The organism is Acidobacteriota bacterium, from assembly GCA_009838525.1.
Classification (GTDB): domain Bacteria; phylum Acidobacteriota; class Vicinamibacteria; order Vicinamibacterales; family UBA8438; genus VXRJ01.
Map to the genome: position 1 here is coordinate 47,374 of VXRJ01000036.1, position 20,384 is coordinate 67,757.

29 protein-coding genes are annotated in these 20,384 nt (G+C 67.3%); all 29 read right to left on the reverse strand.

Translation table 11 applies throughout. The features are described 5' to 3' along the window. Positions 1-15 precede the first annotated feature (15 nt). The gene (rpmJ, locus tag F4Y45_17415; GenBank protein MXY26285.1) at positions 16-129 is read right to left on the reverse strand and encodes a 50S ribosomal protein L36; all 114 of its coding nucleotides are present in this window, start codon (positions 127-129) and stop codon (positions 16-18) included. Positions 130-150: 21 nt separating this feature from the next. After that, on the reverse strand, positions 151-969 hold the full coding sequence (gene map, locus F4Y45_17420) for a type I methionyl aminopeptidase (protein ID MXY26286.1): 819 nt from the start codon (positions 967-969) through the stop codon (positions 151-153). A gap of 13 nt (positions 970-982) precedes the next feature. Further along, a complete protein-coding gene (locus F4Y45_17425; protein ID MXY26287.1) occupies positions 983-1,660 on the reverse strand; it encodes an adenylate kinase in 678 nt (225 codons plus the stop codon). Positions 1,661-1,672: 12 nt separating this feature from the next. Beyond that, the gene (gene secY / locus F4Y45_17430) at positions 1,673-3,061 is read right to left on the reverse strand and encodes a preprotein translocase subunit SecY (GenBank protein ID MXY26288.1); all 1,389 of its coding nucleotides are present in this window, start codon (positions 3,059-3,061) and stop codon (positions 1,673-1,675) included. Further along, positions 3,058-3,561, reverse strand: a complete 504-nt coding sequence (locus F4Y45_17435; protein ID MXY26289.1) for a 50S ribosomal protein L15 — start codon at positions 3,559-3,561, stop codon at positions 3,058-3,060. Before F4Y45_17435 ends, secY begins: the two co-directional genes overlap by 4 nt. Before the next feature lie 4 nt (positions 3,562-3,565). Then, entirely contained in the window at positions 3,566-3,784 is a 219-nt protein-coding gene (rpmD, locus tag F4Y45_17440) for a 50S ribosomal protein L30 (GenBank protein MXY26290.1), read from the reverse strand. After that, positions 3,781-4,635: a 30S ribosomal protein S5 gene (locus F4Y45_17445; protein MXY26291.1), complete on the reverse strand. Its 855-nt coding sequence runs from the start codon at positions 4,633-4,635 to the stop codon at positions 3,781-3,783. The genes rpmD and F4Y45_17445 overlap by 4 nt, the downstream gene beginning before the upstream one ends. A 7-nt stretch (positions 4,636-4,642) precedes the next feature. Continuing rightward, positions 4,643-5,017, reverse strand: coding sequence for a 50S ribosomal protein L18 (locus F4Y45_17450; protein MXY26292.1), 375 nt, complete (start codon positions 5,015-5,017; stop codon positions 4,643-4,645). A gap of 33 nt (positions 5,018-5,050) precedes the next feature. Continuing rightward, positions 5,051-5,587, reverse strand: a complete 537-nt coding sequence (locus tag F4Y45_17455; protein MXY26293.1) for a 50S ribosomal protein L6 — start codon at positions 5,585-5,587, stop codon at positions 5,051-5,053. A 9-nt stretch (positions 5,588-5,596) separates the two neighbouring features. Next, positions 5,597-6,007, reverse strand: a complete 411-nt coding sequence (gene rpsH / locus F4Y45_17460) for a 30S ribosomal protein S8 (protein ID MXY26294.1) — start codon at positions 6,005-6,007, stop codon at positions 5,597-5,599. Positions 6,008-6,038: 31 nt separating this feature from the next. Continuing rightward, entirely contained in the window at positions 6,039-6,224 is a 186-nt protein-coding gene (locus F4Y45_17465; protein ID MXY26295.1) for a type Z 30S ribosomal protein S14, read from the reverse strand. Positions 6,225-6,252: 28 nt separating this feature from the next. Further along, entirely contained in the window at positions 6,253-6,795 is a 543-nt protein-coding gene (rplE, locus tag F4Y45_17470) for a 50S ribosomal protein L5 (protein ID MXY26296.1), read from the reverse strand. Then, on the reverse strand, positions 6,792-7,124 hold the full coding sequence (locus F4Y45_17475) for a 50S ribosomal protein L24 (GenBank protein MXY26297.1): 333 nt from the start codon (positions 7,122-7,124) through the stop codon (positions 6,792-6,794). The genes rplE and F4Y45_17475 overlap by 4 nt, the downstream gene beginning before the upstream one ends. A gap of 15 nt (positions 7,125-7,139) precedes the next feature. Continuing rightward, complete coding sequence (gene rplN, locus F4Y45_17480) at positions 7,140-7,508, reverse strand: 50S ribosomal protein L14 (protein MXY26298.1); 369 nt, start codon at positions 7,506-7,508, stop codon at positions 7,140-7,142. Between the two features lie 13 nt (positions 7,509-7,521). Then, positions 7,522-7,776, reverse strand: coding sequence for a 30S ribosomal protein S17 (rpsQ, locus tag F4Y45_17485; protein MXY26299.1), 255 nt, complete (start codon positions 7,774-7,776; stop codon positions 7,522-7,524). A 21-nt stretch (positions 7,777-7,797) separates the two neighbouring features. Then, on the reverse strand, positions 7,798-8,040 hold the full coding sequence (rpmC, locus tag F4Y45_17490) for a 50S ribosomal protein L29 (protein MXY26300.1): 243 nt from the start codon (positions 8,038-8,040) through the stop codon (positions 7,798-7,800). A gap of 4 nt (positions 8,041-8,044) precedes the next feature. Continuing rightward, entirely contained in the window at positions 8,045-8,467 is a 423-nt protein-coding gene (rplP, locus tag F4Y45_17495) for a 50S ribosomal protein L16 (protein ID MXY26301.1), read from the reverse strand. 24 nt (positions 8,468-8,491) lie between these two features. Then, positions 8,492-9,175: a 30S ribosomal protein S3 gene (gene rpsC, locus F4Y45_17500; protein MXY26302.1), complete on the reverse strand. Its 684-nt coding sequence runs from the start codon at positions 9,173-9,175 to the stop codon at positions 8,492-8,494. Between the two features lie 11 nt (positions 9,176-9,186). Next, positions 9,187-9,576 (reverse strand): 50S ribosomal protein L22, encoded by a 390-nt coding sequence (locus F4Y45_17505; protein MXY26303.1) that lies wholly within the window; start codon positions 9,574-9,576, stop codon positions 9,187-9,189. Further along, positions 9,576-9,869, reverse strand: coding sequence for a 30S ribosomal protein S19 (gene rpsS / locus F4Y45_17510; GenBank protein ID MXY26304.1), 294 nt, complete (start codon positions 9,867-9,869; stop codon positions 9,576-9,578). The genes F4Y45_17505 and rpsS overlap by 1 nt, the downstream gene beginning before the upstream one ends. Positions 9,870-9,882: 13 nt before the next feature. After that, the gene (gene rplB, locus F4Y45_17515) at positions 9,883-10,725 is read right to left on the reverse strand and encodes a 50S ribosomal protein L2 (GenBank protein MXY26305.1); all 843 of its coding nucleotides are present in this window, start codon (positions 10,723-10,725) and stop codon (positions 9,883-9,885) included. 30 nt (positions 10,726-10,755) lie between these two features. Further along, the gene (locus F4Y45_17520) at positions 10,756-11,061 is read right to left on the reverse strand and encodes a 50S ribosomal protein L23 (protein ID MXY26306.1); all 306 of its coding nucleotides are present in this window, start codon (positions 11,059-11,061) and stop codon (positions 10,756-10,758) included. Next, entirely contained in the window at positions 11,058-11,774 is a 717-nt protein-coding gene (gene rplD / locus F4Y45_17525) for a 50S ribosomal protein L4 (protein ID MXY26307.1), read from the reverse strand. The genes F4Y45_17520 and rplD overlap by 4 nt, the downstream gene beginning before the upstream one ends. Further along, a complete protein-coding gene (locus F4Y45_17530; GenBank protein ID MXY26308.1) occupies positions 11,771-12,460 on the reverse strand; it encodes a 50S ribosomal protein L3 in 690 nt (229 codons plus the stop codon). Before F4Y45_17530 ends, rplD begins: the two co-directional genes overlap by 4 nt. Before the next feature lie 32 nt (positions 12,461-12,492). After that, positions 12,493-12,819 carry a 30S ribosomal protein S10 gene (rpsJ, locus tag F4Y45_17535; protein MXY26309.1) on the reverse strand — a complete coding sequence of 109 codons (327 nt, stop codon included), beginning with the start codon at positions 12,817-12,819 and terminating at the stop codon, positions 12,493-12,495. A 12-nt stretch (positions 12,820-12,831) separates the two neighbouring features. Continuing rightward, the gene (fusA, locus tag F4Y45_17540) at positions 12,832-14,946 is read right to left on the reverse strand and encodes an elongation factor G (protein ID MXY26310.1); all 2,115 of its coding nucleotides are present in this window, start codon (positions 14,944-14,946) and stop codon (positions 12,832-12,834) included. A gap of 62 nt (positions 14,947-15,008) precedes the next feature. Beyond that, complete coding sequence (gene rpsG / locus F4Y45_17545; protein ID MXY26311.1) at positions 15,009-15,482, reverse strand: 30S ribosomal protein S7; 474 nt, start codon at positions 15,480-15,482, stop codon at positions 15,009-15,011. Positions 15,483-15,534: 52 nt separating this feature from the next. Then, positions 15,535-15,909 (reverse strand): 30S ribosomal protein S12, encoded by a 375-nt coding sequence (locus F4Y45_17550; GenBank protein ID MXY26312.1) that lies wholly within the window; start codon positions 15,907-15,909, stop codon positions 15,535-15,537. A gap of 257 nt (positions 15,910-16,166) precedes the next feature. Beyond that, a partial coding sequence (gene rpoC, locus F4Y45_17555) for a DNA-directed RNA polymerase subunit beta' (protein ID MXY26313.1) occupies positions 16,167-20,384 on the reverse strand: 4,218 nt, incomplete at its 5' end.

Genomic DNA, 20,384 nt, shown 5'->3' on the forward strand with positions numbered 1-20,384 from the left:
TCTCCTCCGCCTCGCCTAGCCCTGCCGCTGCTTGTGCTTCGGGTTGGTGCAGATGACCCGTACCACGCCGCGGCGGCGGATGATCTTGCACTTGCTGCACATGCGCCGAACCGATGCTCTCACCTTCATCGGATCTCCTCGTTTCCCCAATCAGACACCGTCGACGGCGGGGCTTGCCGCGCCGGCCACGCTGTCCGCCTTCCCGGCCGCGCTGGATGCCGCCAGCGGGCGGCTCAGCACCATCGGTCCCTCGTCCGTGATCGCCACGGTGTGCTCGAAGTGGGCCGCCGTGCTGCCGTCCCGGGTGACCGCGGTCCAGCCGTCGTTCAGCACCCGCACGTCGGGATTGCCCATCGCCACCATCGGCTCGATGGCCAGCACCATGCCGACGGCGAGCCGCGGGCCTCGGCCCGGCCTTCCGTAGTTCGGCACCTGCGGCTCCTCGTGCAGGCTTCGGCCGATGCCATGCCCCACGAACTCCCGTACGACCGAGTAACCGTGCGATTCGACATGCTGCTGCACCGCATGGCCCAGATCCGACACCCGGCCGCCCGGCCGCGCGTGATCGATGGCCTGGTGCAGCGATTCCTCGGTCACCCGCAACAGGTTGCCAATCGAGCCGTCGATGGCGCCGACCGGGACGGTGACCGCCGCGTCGCCGTAGTAGTCCTCGAGCACGACTCCGAGATCGATCGACACCACGTCACCGTCGCGGAGCTGCCGGCCCGACGGGATGCCGTGGACAACCTCGTCGTTGATCGACGTGCATAGCGTCGCCGGATACCCGTGATAGCCCTTGAAGGCGGGTACCGCCCCGGCCGCGTGCACGCGTTCCTCCGCGATCTCATCCAGTTCCCGCGTCGTAACGCCATCGGCGACGATGGTCCGCAGCTCGCCCAGGATGTCGGCCACGAGCGCGTTCGCCAGCCGCATGCGCTGCACCTCCGCGGGCGTCTTGCAGGCAATCATCGCGTTGTCGTCCCTAGGCGCTCCGCCGCACCGGCGAGAGCGCCTCCACCGCGTCGGCGGTCGCTGCCGCCACATTGTCGGGGGGCTGCGTTCCATCCACGGCGCGGAACGTCGTCCGGCCGCCGTAATAGTCCAACAGCGGCTGCGTGCTCCGGCGGTACACCTGGAGCCGCTCGCGCACGACCGGCTCCCGGTCGTCGTTGCGCTGGTGGAGCACGCCGCCGCACTCCTCGCAGACGACCGGAGGATCGCCTTCCGCCGCGCCTACGATCAGCCCGCAACTGGTGCACAGCCGCCGCTTCGACAACCGCCGGATCAGTTCCGGATCCGGCACTGCCAGGTCAATCACCACCAGCGGGTCGCGGCCATCCAGCAACCCGTCAAGCGCCTCGGCCTGCGGCAGGGTTCGCGGAAAGCCGTCGAGGACGAAGCCGCGCGCCGCGTCCGGCCGGGCGATCCGTTCCTGGACGATGCCAATCATGATCTCGTCATTCACCAGCCGGCCGCCGTCGATGACCGCCTGCGCCCTCCGGCCCAGCTCCGTGCCGGCCCGCACCGCTTCGCGCAGCATGTTGCCGGTCGAGATATGGGGAATCCCCCACGCGGCGGCGAGACGGATCGCCTGCGTTCCCTTGCCGGCGCCGGGCGGCCCCAGCAGCACCAGGTTGAGCTGCGCTGCAAGATTGTCCATCGGCCCATCCCGTCAGGCGCGACGTCCCCGTATCCGCGTCTTCTTCATGAAGCCGTCGTAGTGCCGCATGATCAACTGCGACTCCACCTGCTGCACCGTGTCCATGGAAACGCCGACGATGATGAGCAGCGACGTGCCGCCGAAATAGAACGTCACGCCCAGCCCGTTCGTGATGAAGCCGGGCAGCATCACGTCGAGCTGATCCCCGATGAACGGAACGGCGTCCGCCCGGAAGCCGGTGATCATCAGGTCCGGCATTACGGCCACCAGGGCCAGGTAGATCGAGCCGACGAACGTGATCCGGGTCAGGATGGTGTCGATGTACTCGGCGGTGCGCTTCCCGGGGCGGATGCCCGGGATGAACCCGCCATGCTTCCGCATGTTCTCCGCCACATCGTCCGGATTGAAGATGATCGCCGTGTAGAAGTAGGCGAAGAAGATGATGCCGGCGACGAACAGCAGATAGTACCCCGGCATCCCGTTCATCAATTGATCGGTTATCTGCTGGAGCCAGCCGCCGACCGGAAACGCGGTGGCCGCGGTCGCCGGGAACGCCAGGATCGACGAGGCGAAGATCACCGGGATGACTCCGCCCGTGTTGACCTTCAGCGGGATGTGGGTGCTGGTTCCCCCGTACATGCGGCGGCCCACGACCCGTCTGGCGTACTGCACCGTCACGCGCCGGTGCCCCCGCTCGATGAAGACCACGGCGCCGATCACCACCACCATCACGATGACCAGCGTGATGAGCGTGAACAGCCCGATCGCTCCGCTGCGCATCTGTTCGAGCGTCGTCAGCACCGCGGTGGGGAGACCGACGACGATCCCGGCGAAGATGATGAGCGACATGCCGTTGCCGATTCCGCGCTCGGTGATCTGCTCGCCCAGCCACATGATGAAGGCGGTGCCGGTGGTCAGCGTCAACACCGTCATCAGGCGGAAGGACCAGCCCGGCTCGTAGACCAGCGGCAGTCCGCCGGCGATATTGGTCTGGCGCTCCAGGAAAATGGCGATTGCCATCGACTGGATGACGCAGAGCACGATGGTGCCGTACCGCGTGTACTGGGTGATCTTGCGCCGGCCCAGCTCGCCTTCCTTCGACAGGCGCTCGAGATAGGGCCAGACCACGGTGAGCAACTGCAGGATGATCGAGGCGCTGATGTACGGCATGATGCCGAGCGCGAAGATCGTCGCCTGCGCGAGGTTGCCTCCCGAGAACATGTTGTAGAGGCCGAACATGGTGTTGCCCGCCTGTTCGACCAGGATCTGAAGCGCCTCGGTGTTGACGCCGGGCGTCGGAATGACGCTGCCGACGCGATACACGGCGAGAACGCCCAGCGTGAAGAGCACACGCTTGCGCAGGTCCGGAATCGCGAAGACGTTCTTCAGGCTGTCGATCATTCCGCGACCTTCTGCTTCGTCTTCATCCGGGGCGCGTCCGGCGCCAGCTCCGTTCGCCCGCCGGCGGCGGCGATCGCCGCGCTCGCCTTGGCGCTGAAACGGTGCGCGGTCACGGTGAGCGCCTTGGTCAGCTCTCCGCGCGCCAGCACCTTGACGAACGCCCGCTTGCCGACAAGACCCGCCGCGCGCAGGGCGTCAGGCGTCACTTCCGCGCCCGCTTCAAACCGCGCTTCCAGCGTGTCCAGATTCACCACGTCGTAGGCGATGCGGAACGGGTTGTGGAAGCCCCGCTTCGGCAGGCGCCGATGGATCGGCATCTGCCCGCCCTCGAAGCCGCGCTTGCGCGAGTAGCCCGACCGCGACTGCTGGCCCTTGTGTCCCCGGCCGGCCGTCACGCCGGTGCCGGAGCCCTCTCCCCGGCCGACGCGCTTCCTGCTCCGCTTCGCGCCGGCGGGCGGCCGCAGGTTGCTCAGATTGTTCGATCGGTCGGACGTCGCCATGGTTCTACCGTTCCGTTGTCTCCGTCGTCGTCACGAGGTGCCGCACGGCGCGGATCATCCCCCGCACCGACGGATTGTCCACCACGTCCACCGAGTGTCCGATCCGGCGGAGACCCAGACCGCGGACGATCTTCTCGTGGCGCTCCTCGTATCCGATCCAGCTCTTGACGAGCGTCACCCGCACGCGCGGCGCCGTCTCGTTCCGCTTTGCCGACGGCCTCATCCCTCGGTGCCCTTCCCGGCTTCCGCCGGCGAATCGGCCTCGGCTTCCGCCTTGGATTCCGGCTCGGACGCAGCCGCGTCCGCGGGTTCCCCGTCGGACTCCGCAACGGCTTCGGGCGCCGGGGCTTCCGCCGGCTCCGCAGCCGCTTCGGCTTGTGCAGCAGCTTCGGGCGCCGGAGCGTCCGCTGGCTCCGCAGCCGCCGGTTCAGGCGGGGCCGGTGCCGCCGCCGGTTCAGGTTCGGGCTCGGCCGGCGTCTCGGCCGCCGCCGTGGCCGCGGCCACGGCCGCATCCGCCGCCGCCTCCACGTCCACCACAGCCCGGTGCGTGACGCGTGTCGCCTCCGCCTCCAGTTGCTCGAGCGACCGCCCGCGCAGGCGCGCCACCTTCACGGGGTCCTTCAGGCCCGCCAGTCCCGCGAATGTCGCCCGGACCACGTTCTGCGGGTTGTCCGACCCGAGAGACTTCGTGAGGATGTCGTGCACGCCGGCCAGCTCCACCACAGCGCGGACCGCGCCGCCGGCAATGATGCCGGTTCCTTCCGGGGCCGGCTTCAACAGGACGCGCCCGGCGCCGAAGCGGCCCAGAATCGGGTGAGGAATCGATGTCGCCTGCAGCGGAACCCGGATCAATGCCTTCTTCGCCGCCTCGATCCCCTTCTTGATCGCCGACGGAACCTCCTTCGCCTTGCCGACCGCGTAGCCGCAGTGCCCGGCGCCGTCTCCCACCACCACGAGGGCGCTGAAGCTGAGGTTCTTTCCCCCCTTCACCACCTTCGTGACGCGGTTGATGGAGACGACCGAGTCCTTCAGGTCGAGCGTGGTCGGATCGATCTTGACGTGTTCGTCGCCCATGGGTCTCCTAAAACTCCAGCCCGCCCTTGCGGGCTGCGTCGGCCACCGCCCGAACGCGGCCGTGGTACAGGAATCCGCCGCGGTCGAACACCACGCGGGTCACCCCCTCCTTGCGCGCCCGCTCCGCGATCGCCGTTCCGACGATGTCCGCTCCCGCCTTGTTGCCGCCGCGAGCGCCGTTCGTGAACTGCTTCCGGATCCCCGGTTCGGTGCTCGAGGCCGCGGCAAGCGTCCGGCCCGACAGATCGTCGATGACCTGCGCGGAGATGTGCGCCAGGCTGCGGTTCACGGCGAGACGGGGCCGCTCGGGGGTCCCGTTGATTCGCTGACGCTGGCGCAACCGCAGCCGGGTCCGCCGATCTTTTCTCGTCTTGACTCGCATCGCGTGTCGCTCTTGTACAGCTCCCGACGCCACCTAGGCGCCGGTCTTGCCCACCTTCTTCTTCAGCACTTCACCGGTGTAGCGGATCCCCTTCTGCTTGTAGGGGTCCGGCTTCCGCAACGCCCGGATGTCCGCCGCCACCTGCCCTACCCGCTGGCGATCGATGCCGCTCACCGTGATGTGCGTTTGCTTCTCAATCGCCACGTCGATCCCTTCCGGAACATCGAAGTGGATCGGATGCGAGTACCCCAACTGGAACACGACCTGCCGGCCCGAAGCCTCGGCGCGATAACCGATGCCGACGATGTCGAGCTCCTTCTTGAACCCCACCGCCACGCCCTGCACCGCGTTCGCCACCAGGCTGCGCGCAAGGCCCCGGAACTTCTGGAGGGCCGGAGCGTCGCTGAGCGGCTGCGCCAGCAGCACGCCATCCGCCTGCTCGATGCGGACGCCGGGAGGCAATGCCTGCGTCATCGCCCCCTTCGGTCCCTTCACCTCGACGGCGTCGTCGCGGATCGACACGTTCACGCCCCCGGGGAGCGGGATCGGACGCTTGCCTACCCGCGACATGCCGGCCTCCTACCAGACATTGCACAGCACCTCGCCGCCGACGCCCGCCTTGGCGGCGTCCCGGCCCGTCATCACGCCGCGCGACGTCGTCAGGATGCTCGTCCCGAGACCGGCCAGCACCGGCGGCGCCTTGTCGCGGCCGTAGTACACGCGGCGCCCGGGGCGGCTCACGCGCTGGAGGCCGGTCAGGACCCGCTCGCCGTGCGGGCCGTACTTCAGGTACAGCCGCAACGTGGGCAACGGATGGGTACCCCGCGGGTTCTTCAACTCGATCTGACGGAATCCGGAGATGTATCCCTCACTCTCGAGGATCCGCGCGATGTCCGCCTTCAGGCGCGAAGCGGGAACGTCCACCCGCGGCCGGCGACTCCGCGTCGCATTCCGCACGCGCGTCAACATGTCGGCAATCTGATCGGCCATGTTCTACCAGTGACTCCTCGGAACTGCCCGGTTACCAACTGCTCTTGGTCACGCCCGCGATCTCGCCCTGCAGCGCCAGCTCGCGGAAGCAGAGCCGGCACAGCTGGAACTTCCGGAGGTACCCGCGGGGCCGGCCGCAGACCTTGCAGCGGTTGCGCAGCCGCACCTTGAACTTCGGGGGTTTCCGTTCCTTCGCGATCTTCGCGAGCGTGGCCATAAGTGCTCCTCGTCCCTGCCTCGGGCTCCTAGTTCCGCCTGAACGGCATCCCCAACAACTGCAGCAACCGGCGACCCTCCTCGTCGGTCGTCGCCGTCGTCACCATGCAGACGTTCATTCCTCGCGCGTGGTCGACCTGCATGTAGTCGATCTCCAGGAAGATCAACTGATCCTTCAGCCCGAGCGTGTAGTTGCCGCGGCCATCGAAACCATTGGGCGACACGCCCCGGAAGTCCCGGACGCGCGGCAACGCGATCGACACGAGCCGGTCGAGGAACTCGTACATGCGCGGGCCACGCAGCGTCACCATGGCGCCGATGGGCATTCCCTGGCGCACCTTGAACTGCGCCACAGACTTCCGCGCCCGCCGAACCACCGACTTCTGCCCGGTGATGAGGGCCAGCTCCCGCGATCCGACGTCAATCAGCTTCGCGTTCTGGGTCGCCCCACCGAGGCCCATGTTGACCACGATGCGCTCCAGCTTCGGCACCGCCATCACGTTGGTGTAGCCGAACTCCTTTGTGAGAGCCGGCACCACCTCCGCCTGGTAACGTTCGCGCAAACGGCTCATTTGTCCACGGCTCCGTCACACTTGCGGCAGACCCGCACCTTGCGGCCATCGCCCAGAATCTGACGACCGATCCGCGCCGGCGCGCCGCATTCCGGGCAGACGATCTGCACGTTCGAGGCGTGCACCGACGCTTCGCGCTCCACGATGCCGCCCTTCACGTTGGCCCGCGGGTTCGGGCGCGTGTGCCGCTTGATGAAGTTCACCCCTTCGACCACCACGCGGTTGCGCTTCGGGAATACCTTCAGCACGCGCCCCTTCTTGCCACGGTCCTTGCCCGCGACGACAATCACGCTGTCGTTCTTCCGGACCGGTGTGCGCAGATGCGACATCGTTGGTTCCTCGACCTACAGCACTTCCGGCGCGAGCGAGACGATCTTCATGAACTTCCGCTCACGCAACTCCCGCGCCACCGGCCCGAACACGCGCGTCCCGACCGGTTCGTTCTGATCGTTGATGAGCACCGCCGCGTTCCGATCGAACCGGATGTAGGTGCCGTCGCGGCGGCGCTGCTCCTTGTGCGTCCGGACGATGACCGCCTTGACCACCTGTCCCTTCTTGACGGTTGCGTCGGGCGCGGCTTCCTTGACGGAAGCGGTCACAACGTCGCCAAGTCTCGCGTAGCGGCCGGTCGCTCCGCCCAGCGCGTTGATCACGGCGATCCGCCGCGCCCCGGAGTTGTCCGCGACATCGAGCACGGACTGCATCTGGATCATCGTTCTGGCGCTCCTACACCGTCTCCGCGCGCTCGATGACGCGGGTCACGACAAACCGCTTCCGGCGGCTCAACGGACGCGATTCCACCATGGCCACGCGGTCGCCAACCTGGGCGGCGTTCTCCTCGTCGTGCGCCATGAAGGTCTGCGTGCGCCGGCGTATCTTCTGGTAAACGTCGTGACTCACCCGGCGTTCCACCGCCACGGTGACCCCCTTGTCCATCTTGTCCCGGACCACTACGCCAACCACTTCGCGCTGCTTGCCCATCGTTCGCTCACTCACCCGACGCTAATCGGTGGACGCCCCCTCCGGGGAAGCTTCATTACCCCCCGCCGGCGTTTCCTGGGACCCCCGCTCGCGCAGCACGGTCAGGCCGCGCGCCCGGTCCCGCCGGAGGCTCCGCACCTTGTTCGCGGCGTCGACCGATCCCATCGACTTCTGCAGCCTGGCGCGGAACACCTGATCATCCAGGTCGCGGACCCGCTGCGCTATATCCTGGGTTCCCAGCTCCCGGAACTCGGACGCCTTCATCGCACTAGTTCTCCGACTGACCGAACCGCGCCGTGAAGCGCGCGTGGATGGGCAGCTTGGCGGCGGCCAGCTCCATCGCCCGCTTCGCGTCGGCGGCGCTGACCCCCTCCATCTCGAAGAGGATCCGGCCGGGGCGGACCACCGCCACCCACTGCTCCGGCGCGCCCTTGCCCTTGCCCATCCGCGTCTCCTGCGGCTTCTTCGTGATCGGCTTGTCCGGGAAGACGCGGACCCAGATCTTGCCGCCGCGCTTGACGAACCGGGTCATCGCGACCCGGGCCGCCTCGATCTGCCGATCCGTAATCCAGCACGCCTCCATCGCCCGGAGACCGTAGTCGCCGAACGCCACGGTCGAGCCGCGCCACGCCTTGCCCGCCATCCGTCCGCGGTGCTGTTTCCGGTGCTTGACCTTCTTCGGCTGCAACATGGCGTGATTCCTGCCGTCGGTTCCCTACACGCGCGCGGTCCGCCGGCGCGGCATGCGGTATTCCTCCTCGCGGCCCACGAGCGGCTCGAGGCGCTCGCCCTTGTAGAGCCACACCTTGACGCCGATGACGCCGTAGGTCGTCCGGGCCTGGCCGAAGCCGTAGTCGATGTTGGCGCGGAGCGTCTGGAGCGGAAGCTGCCCGTGCAGGTACCACTCGGAACGCGCGATCTCGGCGCCGTTCAGCCGGCCGCCCACCCGCACCTTGATGCCGCGTGCGCCGAACCGGAGCGCCGCCTCCACCGCCTTGCGCATCGCGCGGCGGAAGGCGACCCGCTTCTCTAGCTGCAGCGCCACGTTCTCCGCGATCAACTGCGCTTCGAGCTCCGGCTTCTGGATCTCCTGGATGTTGATGAAGACCTCGCGGTTGGTCCGCTTCTGGATCTCCGTCTTCAGCTTGTCGACCTCGGTGCCCTTCCGGCCGATGATGATGCCGGGACGCGACGTGTGAATGTCCAGCTTCAGCTTGTTCGCGGCCCGCTCGATCTCGATCTTCGAGACGCCGGCATGCGAGAAGCGCTGCTTCAGCTCGCGCTTCAGCGCAAGATCCTCGTGCAGCCACTTCGCGTAGTCGCGACCCGCGTACCAACGCGATTGCCACGTCTTGTTGAAGCCGAGCCGGAACCCGTACGGATGAACCTTCTGCCCCATATTCAGACTTCCTAGCTTTCCGTGTCCTTCTCGGTCGGAGCGGTCACCGCCGCCGTCGGCTTCACCGGCCGCTCCTCCACCATGATCGTCAGATGCGCGGTCCGTTTCTGAATGCGGAACGCGCGCCCCATCGGCTGCGGCCGGATCCGCTTGAGCGACGGCCCGCCGTCGGCATGGCACTCGCGCACGAACAGGCGATCCGGCTCGCCGGCTCCCTCCTGCTGCTGTGCGTTCGCGACCGCCGAACGGAGCACCTTCTCCACGTCCTTCGCGACGCCCTTGCTCGTATAGCGAAGCGTCGCCATCGCACGGTCGACGTCCAGTCCCCGGATGAGGTCAAGCACGAGGCGCGCCTTCTGCGGCGACGTCCGGACGTAGCGCGCGGTGGCGCGGCCGGAAATCACCGTCCCCCTCTCATCGACGCCGACTTCTCGCTCTTCGTGGGATGCCCCCGGAAGAGCCGCGTCGGCGCGAACTCACCGAACTTGTGACCCACCATGTTCTCGGTGACGTAAACCGGCACGAACTTCTTGCCGTTGTGTACCGCCACGGTGTGGCCCACCATCTCCGGAACGATCGTCGACCGGCGCGACCAGGTCTTGATCACCCGCTTCTCGCCCGCCCGATTCATCACCTCGATCTTCTCGAGGAGGGGAAGATCGACGAACGGTCCTTTCCTCAACGAACGGCTCATGTCTGGTCCCTGCCTACCGCTTCTTCTTGCGCGAAACGATGAACTTGTCGCTCGGCTTCTTCTTGCGGGTCTTGAATCCCTTCGCCGGCATGCCCCACGGGGATACCGGGTGCCGTCCGCCCGCCGCGTGGCCCTCGCCGCCACCGAGCGGATGGTCGACCGGATTCATCGAGTTGCCGCAGACATGCGGCCGGCGACCGCGCCAACGCTGCCGACCCGCCTTACCGATCCGGACATTCTCGTGCTGAACGTTCCCCACCTGGCCCACCGTGGCGCGACAGTCCGGCTGCACGAGGCGGGTTTCCCCCGACGGCAGGCGCAGGGTGACGTACTTGCCGTCCTTCGCCACCACCTGAACCGACGCGCCAGCGCTGCGAGCCATCTGCCCGCCCTTGCCCGGCCGCAACTCGACGTTGTGCACCTGGGTGCCGAGCGGGACGTTCTTGAGGGGCAACGCGTTGCCGGGGACGATGTCCACCTGGTCGCCCGAAACCACCGTGTCGCCCACCTTCACACCGAGCGGATGCAGGATGTAGCGTTTCTCGCCGTCCGTGTAGACGACCAGCGCGATACGGGCCGACCGGTTCGGGTCGTACTCGATCGTCGCGACGCGGCCCGCCACGCCCTGGTTGTCGCGCCCCACCTTGTCCCGCTTGAAGTCGATCACGCGATAGGTTCGCTTGTGGCCACCGCCCCGCCACCAGATCGTGATGGCGCCGGTGTTGTTTCTGCCACCCGACTTCTTCAGCGGACGCAGCAACGGCCGGTGCGGCTTCGTCGTCGTGATCTCGTCGAACGTCTGGACGCTCTGGAAGCGCCGTCCCGACGAGGTGGGCTTGTGCTTGCGAATCGCCATCGTCTGTATCTGTTTCCGTTCCCCGCCGCGCTATGCGCCCTCGAGGAACTCCGGCACCGGCTCGCCCGGCCGCAGCCGAACGTAAGCCTTCTTCCAGTCGGGCCGGCGACCGACGAACCGGCCCTGCCGCTTTTCCTTGCCGTGCGCAATCGCGGTCCGCACGCTGGCCACCTTCGAGCCCAGCAGGTCTTCGACCGCCTGCCTGATATCCACCTTGGTCGCCCCGAGGGCCACCTCGAACGCGAGCACCTGTCCCGCCTCGCGCGATCCCGTCTCGCGCAGGACGGTGGTCTTTTCCGTCACGATGGCCCGTCGGATCACGTCGGTGCGTTTCATGACGGTGAGTCCTCCGTGCCGGCCGACTCCTCGGAGTCGGTCGACTCCGCCGACTCTTCAGCGTCGGCCTCCGCACGCGCCAGCGGCCCCGAGCCGGTCACCGCGCGCGCCAGGTGCTCCATCGCCGCCCTGCTGATGACCACGTGCTCCGCGTCGATCAGGTCCCGTGGGGTGACCAGGCTCGACACGGTCACCGCCACCCCCGGCAGGTTGCCCATCGCGCGGTCCAGCGTCTCGTTCGCCGTCACGTCGACGAGCAGCGCCTTGCCCGGCACGTCCAGGGCTTCGAGCAGCTCGTTGCCGAGCCGGGTCCGCGGTTCGACCAGCTCGAACGCCGAGATCACGATCACCGCTCCATCGGCCAGCTTCGACTGCAACGCGGCGCGCAACGCGGCGCGAGCCACCTTCCGAGGCAACCGGTAACTGTAGTCGCGCGGCTGGGGACCGAAAACGACCCCGCCGGTCCGCCAGATCGGATTGCGCGCCGAACCGACCCGCGCGCGGCCGGTCCCCTTCTGCCGCCACGGCTTCCGACCCGTGCCGCTCACGCGAGCGCGCGTCTTGGTGGCGTGGGTGCCGCGGCGCTGCCCCGCCTGCTCGTGCACCACGGCCTCCCAGACCAGCCCCATGGCCGGCGCGCCGCCGAAAACGTCGTCGCTCAACTCGAGCGAGTCGACCTTCTCGTTCTGCCCGTTCACGACGTCGAGAGTCATCGCCTCGCCTTCTTCTTCGCACCGCCGGCGTCGGCCGGAACGGCCGGCTCGCGACGCGGCGCCACCGCCTTGCGGATCATCACGCAGGCGCCCGGCGCACCCGGCACGGCGCCGTTCACCACCAGCCGGTTCTGTTCCGCGTCCACGTCGACCACTCGCAGGTTACGGACCGTGGTCCGGTCGCCGCCCATGCGGCCCGGGGCCCGCATTCCCTTGAGGACCCGCGACGGGTACGACGACTGGCCGATCGATCCGGGCGCGCGGTGGAACATCGACCCGTGCGTCGCGCGCCCGCCGCCGAAACCATGCCGCTTGATCACGCCCTGGAACCCGCGGCCCCGGCTCACGGCGGTGACGTCCACCTGGTCGCCTGTCGCGAAGAGGGACACGTCCACCTGATCGCCCTCGCTGGGGGGATCGTCGTCGCCGCTGAGCGGCACCTCGCGGCGGATGCGCGTCGGCGGCACGTTCGCCTTCGCGTACAGGCCGGCTACCGGCTTCGTCACCCGGGCCGGGTGTTCCTCGACCAGCCCGAGCTGTACCGAGTCGTAGCCGTCCCGCTCCGTCTCCTTGCGGCGGATGACGACGCACGGCCCCGCCTTCAGCACGGTGACCGGCTGCGCCGCGCCGTCGGCGGCGAACACCTGCGTCATCCCGATCTTCCGTCCGATGATCCCGGTCACCATCTGTCTGGCTCGCTATCCCTGGCCCGACATCCTCATTCCCGGCTGTCGGCCCGAATCTCCACATCCACGCCGGCCGGCAGGTCGAGCTTCATCAATGCGTCCACCGTCTGCGACGTCGGCTCGAATATGTCGATCAAGCGCTTGTGCGTCCGGATCTCGAACTGCTCCCGCGACTTCTTGTCGACATGGGGAGAGCGCAGCACCGTCCACTTCCGGATGGAGGTCGGCAGAGGGATCGGACCCGCCAGCCGCGCGCCGGTCCGCTTCGCGGTGTCGACGATCTCGGTCGTCGACTGGTCGAGCAGGCGGTGGTCGTAGGCCATGAGCCGGATCCGGATCTTGTCGCTGAAGTTCGCCATCGGTAGTACCCGCTATTCGCCCCGTATCCGCGCCACGATCAGGTCGGTCACGCTCTCCGGGGCCGGCTCGTACCGGTCGAAGTGCATCGAGTACGTCGCCCGTCCCTGCGTCCGCGAACGCAACTCCGTCGCGTACCCGAACATCTCGGCCAGCGGCGCGCGCGCACTGATGATCTGCGTGCCGCCACGAGCCTCCATCGACCGCACCTTGCCCCGGCGTCCGTTCAGGTCGGCGATTACATCTCCCATGTACTCTTCGGGAACCACGACCTCGAACCGCATCACCGGCTCGAGCAGCACGGCGGCGGCCCTGCGCGCCGCCTCGCGGAACGCCATCGCACCCGCCACCCGGAAGGCGCCCTCGGACGAGTCCACGTCGTGGTGGGACCCGTCGTAGAGCGATACCCGGACGTCCTCGATCGGATATCCGGCGAGTACGCCGGTGGTCATCGCCTCGCGGATGCCGCTTTCGACCGGCTTGATGAACTCGCGCGGCACCGCGCCGCCAACGATGTCGTTGACGAACTCCAGTCCATGGCCCGCCTGTCCCGGCGCGACGCGGATCTTCACGTGGCCGTACTGTCCGCGGCCGCCGGTCTGCTTGACGTAGCGTCCCTCCGACTCGGTCGGGCGCGTCAGCGTTTCCTTGTAGGCCACCTGCGGGCGGCCGACCCTGGCCTCGACGCTGAACTCCCGCTTCAGCCGGTCAACGAGGATCTCCAGGTGCAACTCGCCCATTCCGGAGATCACCACCTGCCCGGTCTCCTCGTCGGTCCGGACCTGGAACGTGGGATCCTCGGCCGTCAGCTTCGCCAGCCCCAGCGTCAGCTTCTCCTGGTCCGCCTTTGTCTTCGGCTCGATCGCCAGGCTGATGACCGGCTCCGGGAACTTCATCGACTCGAGCAGCACCGGGCGCTGCGTATCGCAGATGGTGTCGCCGGTCGCGACGCTCTTCAGGCCGACCGCGGCGGCGATGTCGCCGGCATAGACCTGCCGGATCTCCTCCCGCTTGTTCGCGTGCATCTTCAGGAGCCGGCCAATCCGCTCCTTCCGCTCGCGGCCGGGGTTGAGAATCATCGCCCCGGTCTGCATCACGCCGGAGTAGACCCGGATGAACGTGAGCTGACCGACGTACGGGTCGGTCATCACCTTGAACGCGAGCGCCGAGAACGGCGCGCCGTCATCGGCCGAGCGCTCCACGCGATAGTCGTCGGCGTCCTCGGCCCGCAACGGGTTGACGCCGGTGATCGCCGGGACGTCTTCGGGCGACGGCAGAAAGTCCACCACCGCATTGAGCAGCGGCTGCACGCCCTTGTTCTTGAAGGCGGAGCCGCACAGCACGGCGACGAACGGCGGGTCGCCGCCGCGCACCGACTCGACCGTGCGGCGCCGCAGCGCCTCGCGGATGCCGTCCGACGGCAGCGGCTCTCCATGCAGGTAGAGGTCGAGCAGGTCGTCGTCGACCTCGCTCACCTTCTCGACCAGATGCTCGCGCGCCGTCATCGCCGCTTCGCGCGCCGCCTCCGGAATCGCGGAGACGATCGGCTTCGCGCCCAGCGTGTCGTCCGCGTAGCGGATCGCCTTCATGTCGATGAGGTCGATCACGCCGGCGAACTCCTCTCCCTCGAACAGCGGCAACTGCACCGCCACGGGGTTCGCCCCCAGCTTGGTTCGGATCTGCTCGATCGTCCGGTCGAAGTCGGCCCCCACGCGGTCCATCTTGTTGACGAAACAGAGGCGCGGCACCCGGTACTTGTCCGCCTGCCGCCAGACCGTCTCCGACTGCGGCTCGACACCGGCGACGGCGTCGAAAACCGCGACGGACCCGTCCAGAACGCGCAACGACCGCTCCACCTCGGCCGTGAAGTCGACGTGACCGGGCGTGTCGATGATGTTGATGCGGTGCTCCCGCCAGAAGCAGGTGGTCGCGGCGGAGGTGATGGTGATGCCGCGCTCCTGCTCCTGCTCCATCCAGTCCATCACGGCGGTGCCGTCATGCACCTCACCCAGCTTGTAGGTGATACCGGTATAGAAAAGGATGCGCTCGGTGGTCGTGGTCTTCCCGGCATCGATATGGGCCATGATGCCGATATTCCGCGTCCGACTGAGCGCCACCGTCCTGGCCATGTTCCGTTCCGTTCGTCCCGCAGTACGCGGAGTGGACTGCGACGCCACCACGTTGCCCATTCCTACCACCGGTAGTGGGCGAACGCCTTGTTCGCCTCCGCCATCCGATGCGTATCCTCTCGCTTCTTGACCGACCCGCCGCGCAGGTTGGCCGCATCGATCAGTTCGTTCGCCAACTTCTCCCGCATCGTCTTGCCGTCGCCGCGATCCCGCGCGTACGACGTCAGCCAGCGGATGCTGAGGGACAGCCGGCGGTTCTGCGACACCTCGACCGGAACCTGGTAGTTCGAGCCGCCCACCCGCCGCGACTTCACTTCCAGGCTCGGCTTCACGTTGTCGACGGCCTTGCGGAAAACCTTGATGGGCTCGTCTCCGGTCCGCTCGCGGATGATGTCGAGGCTGCCGTAGACGATGCCTTCCGCGACGCTCCGCTTGCCGCTCTTCATGATCATCCGGACGAACTTCGTCACCAGCGTGCTGTCGTACACGGGATCCGGCGGCACTTCGCGCTTCGGAACGTCGCGTCTGCGTGGCATCGGTCTTTCCTGGCTTTCTCCGGACTGGATCCTGCGGCCGCTTCCTCTGCGCCTACGCCTTCGGCCGCTTCGCGCCGTACTTCGACCGGCTCTGCTTGCGCCCGGCCACCCCGACGGTGTCGAGGGTGCCGCGCACCACGTGATAGCGGACGCCCGGCAGGTCCTTCACCCGGCCGCCCCGTATCAGAGCCAGCGAGTGCTCCTGCAGGTTGTGCCCCTCGCCCGGGATGTAGCTGGTCACCTCGATGCTGTTGGTCAGCCGGACCCGCGCCACCTTGCGGAGCGCCGAGTTCGGCTTCTTCGGCGTCTGCGTGAACACCCGGACGCAGACCCCGCGCTTCTGCGGGCAACTCTGCAGCGCGGGACTCTTGGTCTTGTTGATGACCCGCTGGCGTCCCTTGCGCACCAGTTGACTGATCGTCGGCACGTCTGCTCCCTCGCCCGGCGCGCCACCACCCACATGGGAGGATTCGGCGGCGCGGCCGATCCGCGACCCGTCTGTGGTCGGGGCCTGGAAGCGGCAACCGCCTGGCACCCCGACCGGTTGACCCTATGACTCTTGCTCGTCGTGCAGGACGGATCGGATCCAGATAGGGTATCCCGGATCCGACACAAACGGTGGATTGTACCACCAGCACGCCGCCCCAGGCAAGGTGGACCCGCGGGCGGGGCCGAACCCCGGAACTACGCTTCGGCGTCGTCCCGCGGCGGCTCGGTGTCCTCCGCCGCCGGGTCGTACGACATGACCGTCCGTAGCGCCCCGACCGGACCGCCCATCTCCTCGGTGTCGAAGACGAAATCCTCCATCTCCGAATCCTCGGCCGAGATCGGCGGCGGCGGTGGCTCGTCCGGCTCGATCCGGACCCGGCGATAGTAGTCGAACCCGGTGCCGGCCGGAATCAGCCGGCCCATGGTGACGTTCTCCTTCAGGCCGCGCAGGTGATCCACCTTGCCGGAGATCGACGCCTCGGTCAAGACCCGCGTCGTTTCCTGGAACGAGGCGGCCGAGATGAACGACTCGGTCGAGAGCGAGGCCTTGGTGATGCCGAGCAGCAGCGGGCGGCCGGTGGAGGGCTGACCGTCTTCGGCCGTGACCCGCTCGTTCTCCTTTCGGAACCGGAACTTGTCCACCTGTTCGTCGACGAGGAACTCGGTGTCGCCGACTTCCTCGATCTTCACCCAACGCATCATCTGCCGGACCATCACCTCGATGTGCTTGTCGTTGATGGCGACGCCCTGCAACCGGTACACCTCCTGAATCTCGTTGACCAGGTAGCTGTAGAGTTCCTGCTCGCCCAGCACGTCGAGAATGTCGTGCGGGTTGCGCGGCCCTTCCATCAGCGGGTCGCCCGCGCGCACCAGGTCGCCGTCCTGGACGTTGAGATGCACGCTGCGGGGCAGGGAGTACTCGTGCGGTTCCGCGTTCGCATCCTCCGGCACGATGACGATCTTCCGCATCCCCTTGACGACGCCGGCGTGCTTGACGGTGCCGTCGATCTCGCTGATGATCGCCGGCTCCTTCGGCTTCCGCGCCTCGAACAGCTCGACGACGCGCGGCAGACCGCCGGTGATGTCCTTCGTCTTGGTCGTCTCGCGCGGAATCTTCGCCAGAACATCGGTGGCATGCACCATGTCGTCGTCGTTCACCATCAGGTGCGCGCGGGCCGGCAGGTCACGGTGGAATATCACCCGGTTCTTGTCGTCGAGGACATCGATCCGCGGCTGCTTGTGCTTCCGTTCCTTGCCGTCCTTTTCTTTCCTCCTGGCGTCCGGCCGCTTCTCTTCCGCCGACGCAGTCGGCGGATCGATGATGATGCGGCGCATCAGGCCGGTCACTTCGTCCGTCTCCTCGTGCATCGTCTCCTCGTCGATGTCGTGGAACCGGATGCGCCCGGGCTTCTCGGTCAGGATCGGCCGCGTGTAGGGATCCCACTCGACGAGGGTTTCGCCGATCTCGGTCGTCTCCTTGTCACGCACCTTCAGGCGTGCGCCGTAAACCAGTTCGTAGTGCTCGCGCCCGCGCCCCTGGGCGTCGCGCACGATGAGCTCGCCGGTCCGGTTCATGACGATTCCCTCGCGGGCTCCCTTACTGTCGGCCTGCACCGCATTGCCCTCGGCGTCGAACCAGACCGCCTGCACGCCGACCAGGTCGACAATCCCCTCGTGCTTGCACACGTGCGTCGACTGCTCGGAGCCCGACGCCGCACCCCCGATGTGGAACGTCCGCATCGTGAGCTGCGTGCCCGGCTCGCCGATCGACTGCGCCGCGATGACGCCGACCGCCAGCCCGCGCTCCACCAGCTTGCCGGTCGCCAGGTCGCGGCCGTAGCAGCAGGCGCATACCCCGCGCGGCGACTCGCACGTGAGAACCGAACGGATCTGGATGCTCTCGATTCCCGCTTCCTGGATTTCCGACGCGAGCTCCTCGCCGATCAGGGTGTTGGCGGGCGCCAGCATTTTGCCGGTCAGCGGATCGACAATCTCCCCTTCGGTGGAGTTGGCCGTGACCCGTCCGATGATCCGGTCGCGCAACGGCTCGATGATCTCTCCGCTGTCGACGATAGCCTCCGCCTTGATCCCCTGATCGGTGCCGCAGTCGATCTCCGAAATGATGACGTCCTGCGCCACGTCGACCAGGCGGCGGGTCAGGTAGCCGGAATCCGCCGTCTTGAGCGCCGTGTCCGCCAGTCCCTTGCGGGCGCCGTGGGTCGAGATGAAGTACTGCAGAACGGTCAGCCCCTCCCGGAAATTCGACGTGATCGGCGTCTCGATGATCTCGCCGGACGGCTTCGCCATCAGGCCGCGCATCCCCGCGAGCTGGCGGATCTGCTGCTTGCTGCCCCGCGCGCCCGAATCGGCCATGACGAATACCGGGTTGAACTCCAACGCCTCCGAGCCGCGGTTGATGTTCTCCATGCCGACGAACATCTCGTCGGCAATCTGCTCGGTGACTCCGGACCAGATGTCGATGACCTTGTTCTTCCGCTCGCGATCGGTGATGGCTCCCTGCTGGTACTGGTCCTCCACCTTGATCACCTCGCTCCGCGCTTCGGTGACCAGGACCTGCTTCTCCTCGGGGATCACGAGGTCGTCGATACCGATCGAAAGACCCGACTTGGTGGCGTACAGGAACCCGAGATCCTTGAGGCGATCGAGCATGCGCACGGTCAGCTCTATCCCGTGCCGCAGGTAGCAGTACTGCACGAGCTGCTGCAGCCCCTTCTTCTTGAGCAGCCCGTTGACGAACGGGATCTCGTCCGGCAGCGCGCTGTTGAAGACGACGCGGCCGACCGTGGTGGTCACTATCTGCCGGTCGAGATCCTGGACCGGCGTGTGGAGCACGTCCTGATCGTCCCGGTTGGCCGTCAGGTCCATGAACGACCCGTTGAGCCGCAGCCTGATCTCGCTCAGGGTCTCGATGGCGCCCGCCTCGAGGGCCAGCAGCACATCATCGGCGTCCAGGAAGACCGGCAGTTCGTCGTCCTTGCGGAGAAGCTCGATGCCGTTTCCGGCGTCGCCCGCCTGGGTGCCGTAGATCCGGCCCCGCCCCTTCGCGCCCGGCTTCGACTTCGTCAGGTAGTAGCAACCGAGCACGATGTCCTGCGACGGGACGGCGATGGGCGTCCCGCTCGACGGCGACATGATGTTGTTCGACGACATCATGAGCACCGACGCCTCGATCTGCGCCTCCGGCGACAGCGGAACGTGAACCGCCATCTGGTCGCCGTCGAAGTCGGCATTGAATGCCGTGCAGACCAGCGGGTGGATGCGGATCGCCTTGCCCTCGACCAGAACCGGCTCGAACGCCTGGATACCGAGGCGGTGCAGCGTCGGCGCCCGGTTCAGGAGCACCGGATGCTCGCGGATCACCTCCTCGAGGATGTCCCACACCTCCGGCTCCTGCTGATCCACCATCTCGCGCGCCTGCTTGATGGTCGAGACCATCTCGCGCTGCTCCAGCTTGTTGTAGATGAACGGCTTGAACAGCTCGAGGGCCATCTTCTTCGGCAAGCCGCACTGGTGCAGCTTCAGTTCCGGCCCGACGACGATGACCGAGCGGCCCGAGTAGTCGACGCGCTTCCCGAGCAGGTTCTGGCGGAAACGCCCCTGCTTCCCCTTCAGGGTGTCCGAAAGCGACTTGAGCGCACGGTTGTTCGCACCGCGCAGCACGCGTCCGCGCCGGCCGTTGTCGAAGAGCGCGTCGACCGCCTCCTGCAGCATCCGCTTCTCGTTGCGGATGATGACGTCGGGGGCCTTCAGCTCCATCAGCTTCTTCAGCCGGTTGTTCCGGTTGATGACGCGCCGGTAGAGGTCGTTCAGATCGGAGGTGGCGAACCGCCCGCCGTCGAGCGGCACGAGAGGCCGCAACTCGGGCGGGATAACCGGGACTTCGGTCAGGATCATCCACTCCGGCTTGTTGGTCGAGCGCCGGAACGAGTCGACCACCTTCAGCCGCTTGGCGAACTTCTGGGTCTTCTGCGCGGAGGTCTCGGCGCGCATCTTCTGGCGCAGCTCCACCGCGAGATCCTCGATCTCGACCTCCGACAGCAGGATTCGGATCGCTTCGGCACCCATCTGGGCATCGAACGACCCGAGGCCGTGCTCCTCGATCGCCTTCCGGTACTCCTCCTCGGTCAGGAGCTGATTCTGCTTGAGCGTCGTATCTCCCGGGTCGATGACGACGTAGGCCTCGAAGTAGAGCACGCGCTCGAGGTCCCGCAGGGAGATGTCCAGCAGGTGACCGATCCGGCTGGGCAGTCCCTTGAAGAACCAGACGTGGCTCACCGGGGTGGCCAGCGTGATGTGCCCGAGGCGCTCGCGGCGCACTTTCGACTGGGTCACCTCCACGCCGCACTTGTCGCAGATGACGCCGCGGTGCTTCATCCGCTTGTACTTGCCGCA

Bases quoted from the DNA above. Each gene is read 5' to 3' on its own strand.
- F4Y45_17435 (MXY26289.1), bottom strand. From the start codon at position 3,561: ATGGCGACGTCCGACCGATCGAACAATCTGAGCAACCTGCGGCCGCCC.
- rpmD (MXY26290.1), bottom strand. From the start codon at position 3,784: ATGAGGCCGTCGGCAAAGCGGAACGAGACGGCGCCGCGCGTGCGGGTG.
- F4Y45_17455 (MXY26293.1), bottom strand. From the start codon at position 5,587: ATGTCGCGGGTAGGCAAGCGTCCGATCCCGCTCCCCGGGGGCGTGAAC.
- rplB (MXY26305.1), bottom strand. From the start codon at position 10,725: ATGGCGATTCGCAAGCACAAGCCCACCTCGTCGGGACGGCGCTTCCAG.
- rpsH (MXY26294.1), bottom strand. From the start codon at position 6,007: ATGGCCGATCAGATTGCCGACATGTTGACGCGCGTGCGGAATGCGACG.
- F4Y45_17450 (MXY26292.1), bottom strand. From the start codon at position 5,017: ATGCGAGTCAAGACGAGAAAAGATCGGCGGACCCGGCTGCGGTTGCGC.
- rpsG (MXY26311.1), bottom strand. From the start codon at position 15,482: ATGCCACGCAGACGCGACGTTCCGAAGCGCGAAGTGCCGCCGGATCCC.
- F4Y45_17465 (MXY26295.1), bottom strand. From the start codon at position 6,224: ATGGCCACGCTCGCGAAGATCGCGAAGGAACGGAAACCCCCGAAGTTC.
- rpsQ (MXY26299.1), bottom strand. From the start codon at position 7,776: ATGGGCAAGCAGCGCGAAGTGGTTGGCGTAGTGGTCCGGGACAAGATG.
- rpsS (MXY26304.1), bottom strand. From the start codon at position 9,869: ATGAGCCGTTCGTTGAGGAAAGGACCGTTCGTCGATCTTCCCCTCCTC.
- rplN (MXY26298.1), bottom strand. From the start codon at position 7,508: ATGATCCAGATGCAGTCCGTGCTCGATGTCGCGGACAACTCCGGGGCG.
- rpmC (MXY26300.1), bottom strand. From the start codon at position 8,040: ATGAAGGCGTCCGAGTTCCGGGAGCTGGGAACCCAGGATATAGCGCAG.
- rpsJ (MXY26309.1), bottom strand. From the start codon at position 12,819: ATGGCGAACTTCAGCGACAAGATCCGGATCCGGCTCATGGCCTACGAC.
- rplE (MXY26296.1), bottom strand. From the start codon at position 6,795: ATGAGCCGTTTGCGCGAACGTTACCAGGCGGAGGTGGTGCCGGCTCTC.
- fusA (MXY26310.1), bottom strand. From the start codon at position 14,946: ATGGCCAGGACGGTGGCGCTCAGTCGGACGCGGAATATCGGCATCATG.
- F4Y45_17445 (MXY26291.1), bottom strand. From the start codon at position 4,635: ATGGGCGACGAACACGTCAAGATCGATCCGACCACGCTCGACCTGAAG.
- rplP (MXY26301.1), bottom strand. From the start codon at position 8,467: ATGTTGCAGCCGAAGAAGGTCAAGCACCGGAAACAGCACCGCGGACGG.
- F4Y45_17425 (MXY26287.1), bottom strand. From the start codon at position 1,660: ATGGACAATCTTGCAGCGCAGCTCAACCTGGTGCTGCTGGGGCCGCCC.
- F4Y45_17530 (MXY26308.1), bottom strand. From the start codon at position 12,460: ATGGTGACCGGGATCATCGGACGGAAGATCGGGATGACGCAGGTGTTC.
- rpmJ (MXY26285.1), bottom strand. From the start codon at position 129: ATGAAGGTGAGAGCATCGGTTCGGCGCATGTGCAGCAAGTGCAAGATC.
- secY (MXY26288.1), bottom strand. From the start codon at position 3,061: ATGATCGACAGCCTGAAGAACGTCTTCGCGATTCCGGACCTGCGCAAG.
- F4Y45_17520 (MXY26306.1), bottom strand. From the start codon at position 11,061: ATGAAACGCACCGACGTGATCCGACGGGCCATCGTGACGGAAAAGACC.
- rplD (MXY26307.1), bottom strand. From the start codon at position 11,774: ATGACTCTCGACGTCGTGAACGGGCAGAACGAGAAGGTCGACTCGCTC.
- F4Y45_17475 (MXY26297.1), bottom strand. From the start codon at position 7,124: ATGTCGCATCTGCGCACACCGGTCCGGAAGAACGACAGCGTGATTGTC.
- map (MXY26286.1), bottom strand. From the start codon at position 969: ATGATTGCCTGCAAGACGCCCGCGGAGGTGCAGCGCATGCGGCTGGCG.
- rpsC (MXY26302.1), bottom strand. From the start codon at position 9,175: ATGGGGCAGAAGGTTCATCCGTACGGGTTCCGGCTCGGCTTCAACAAG.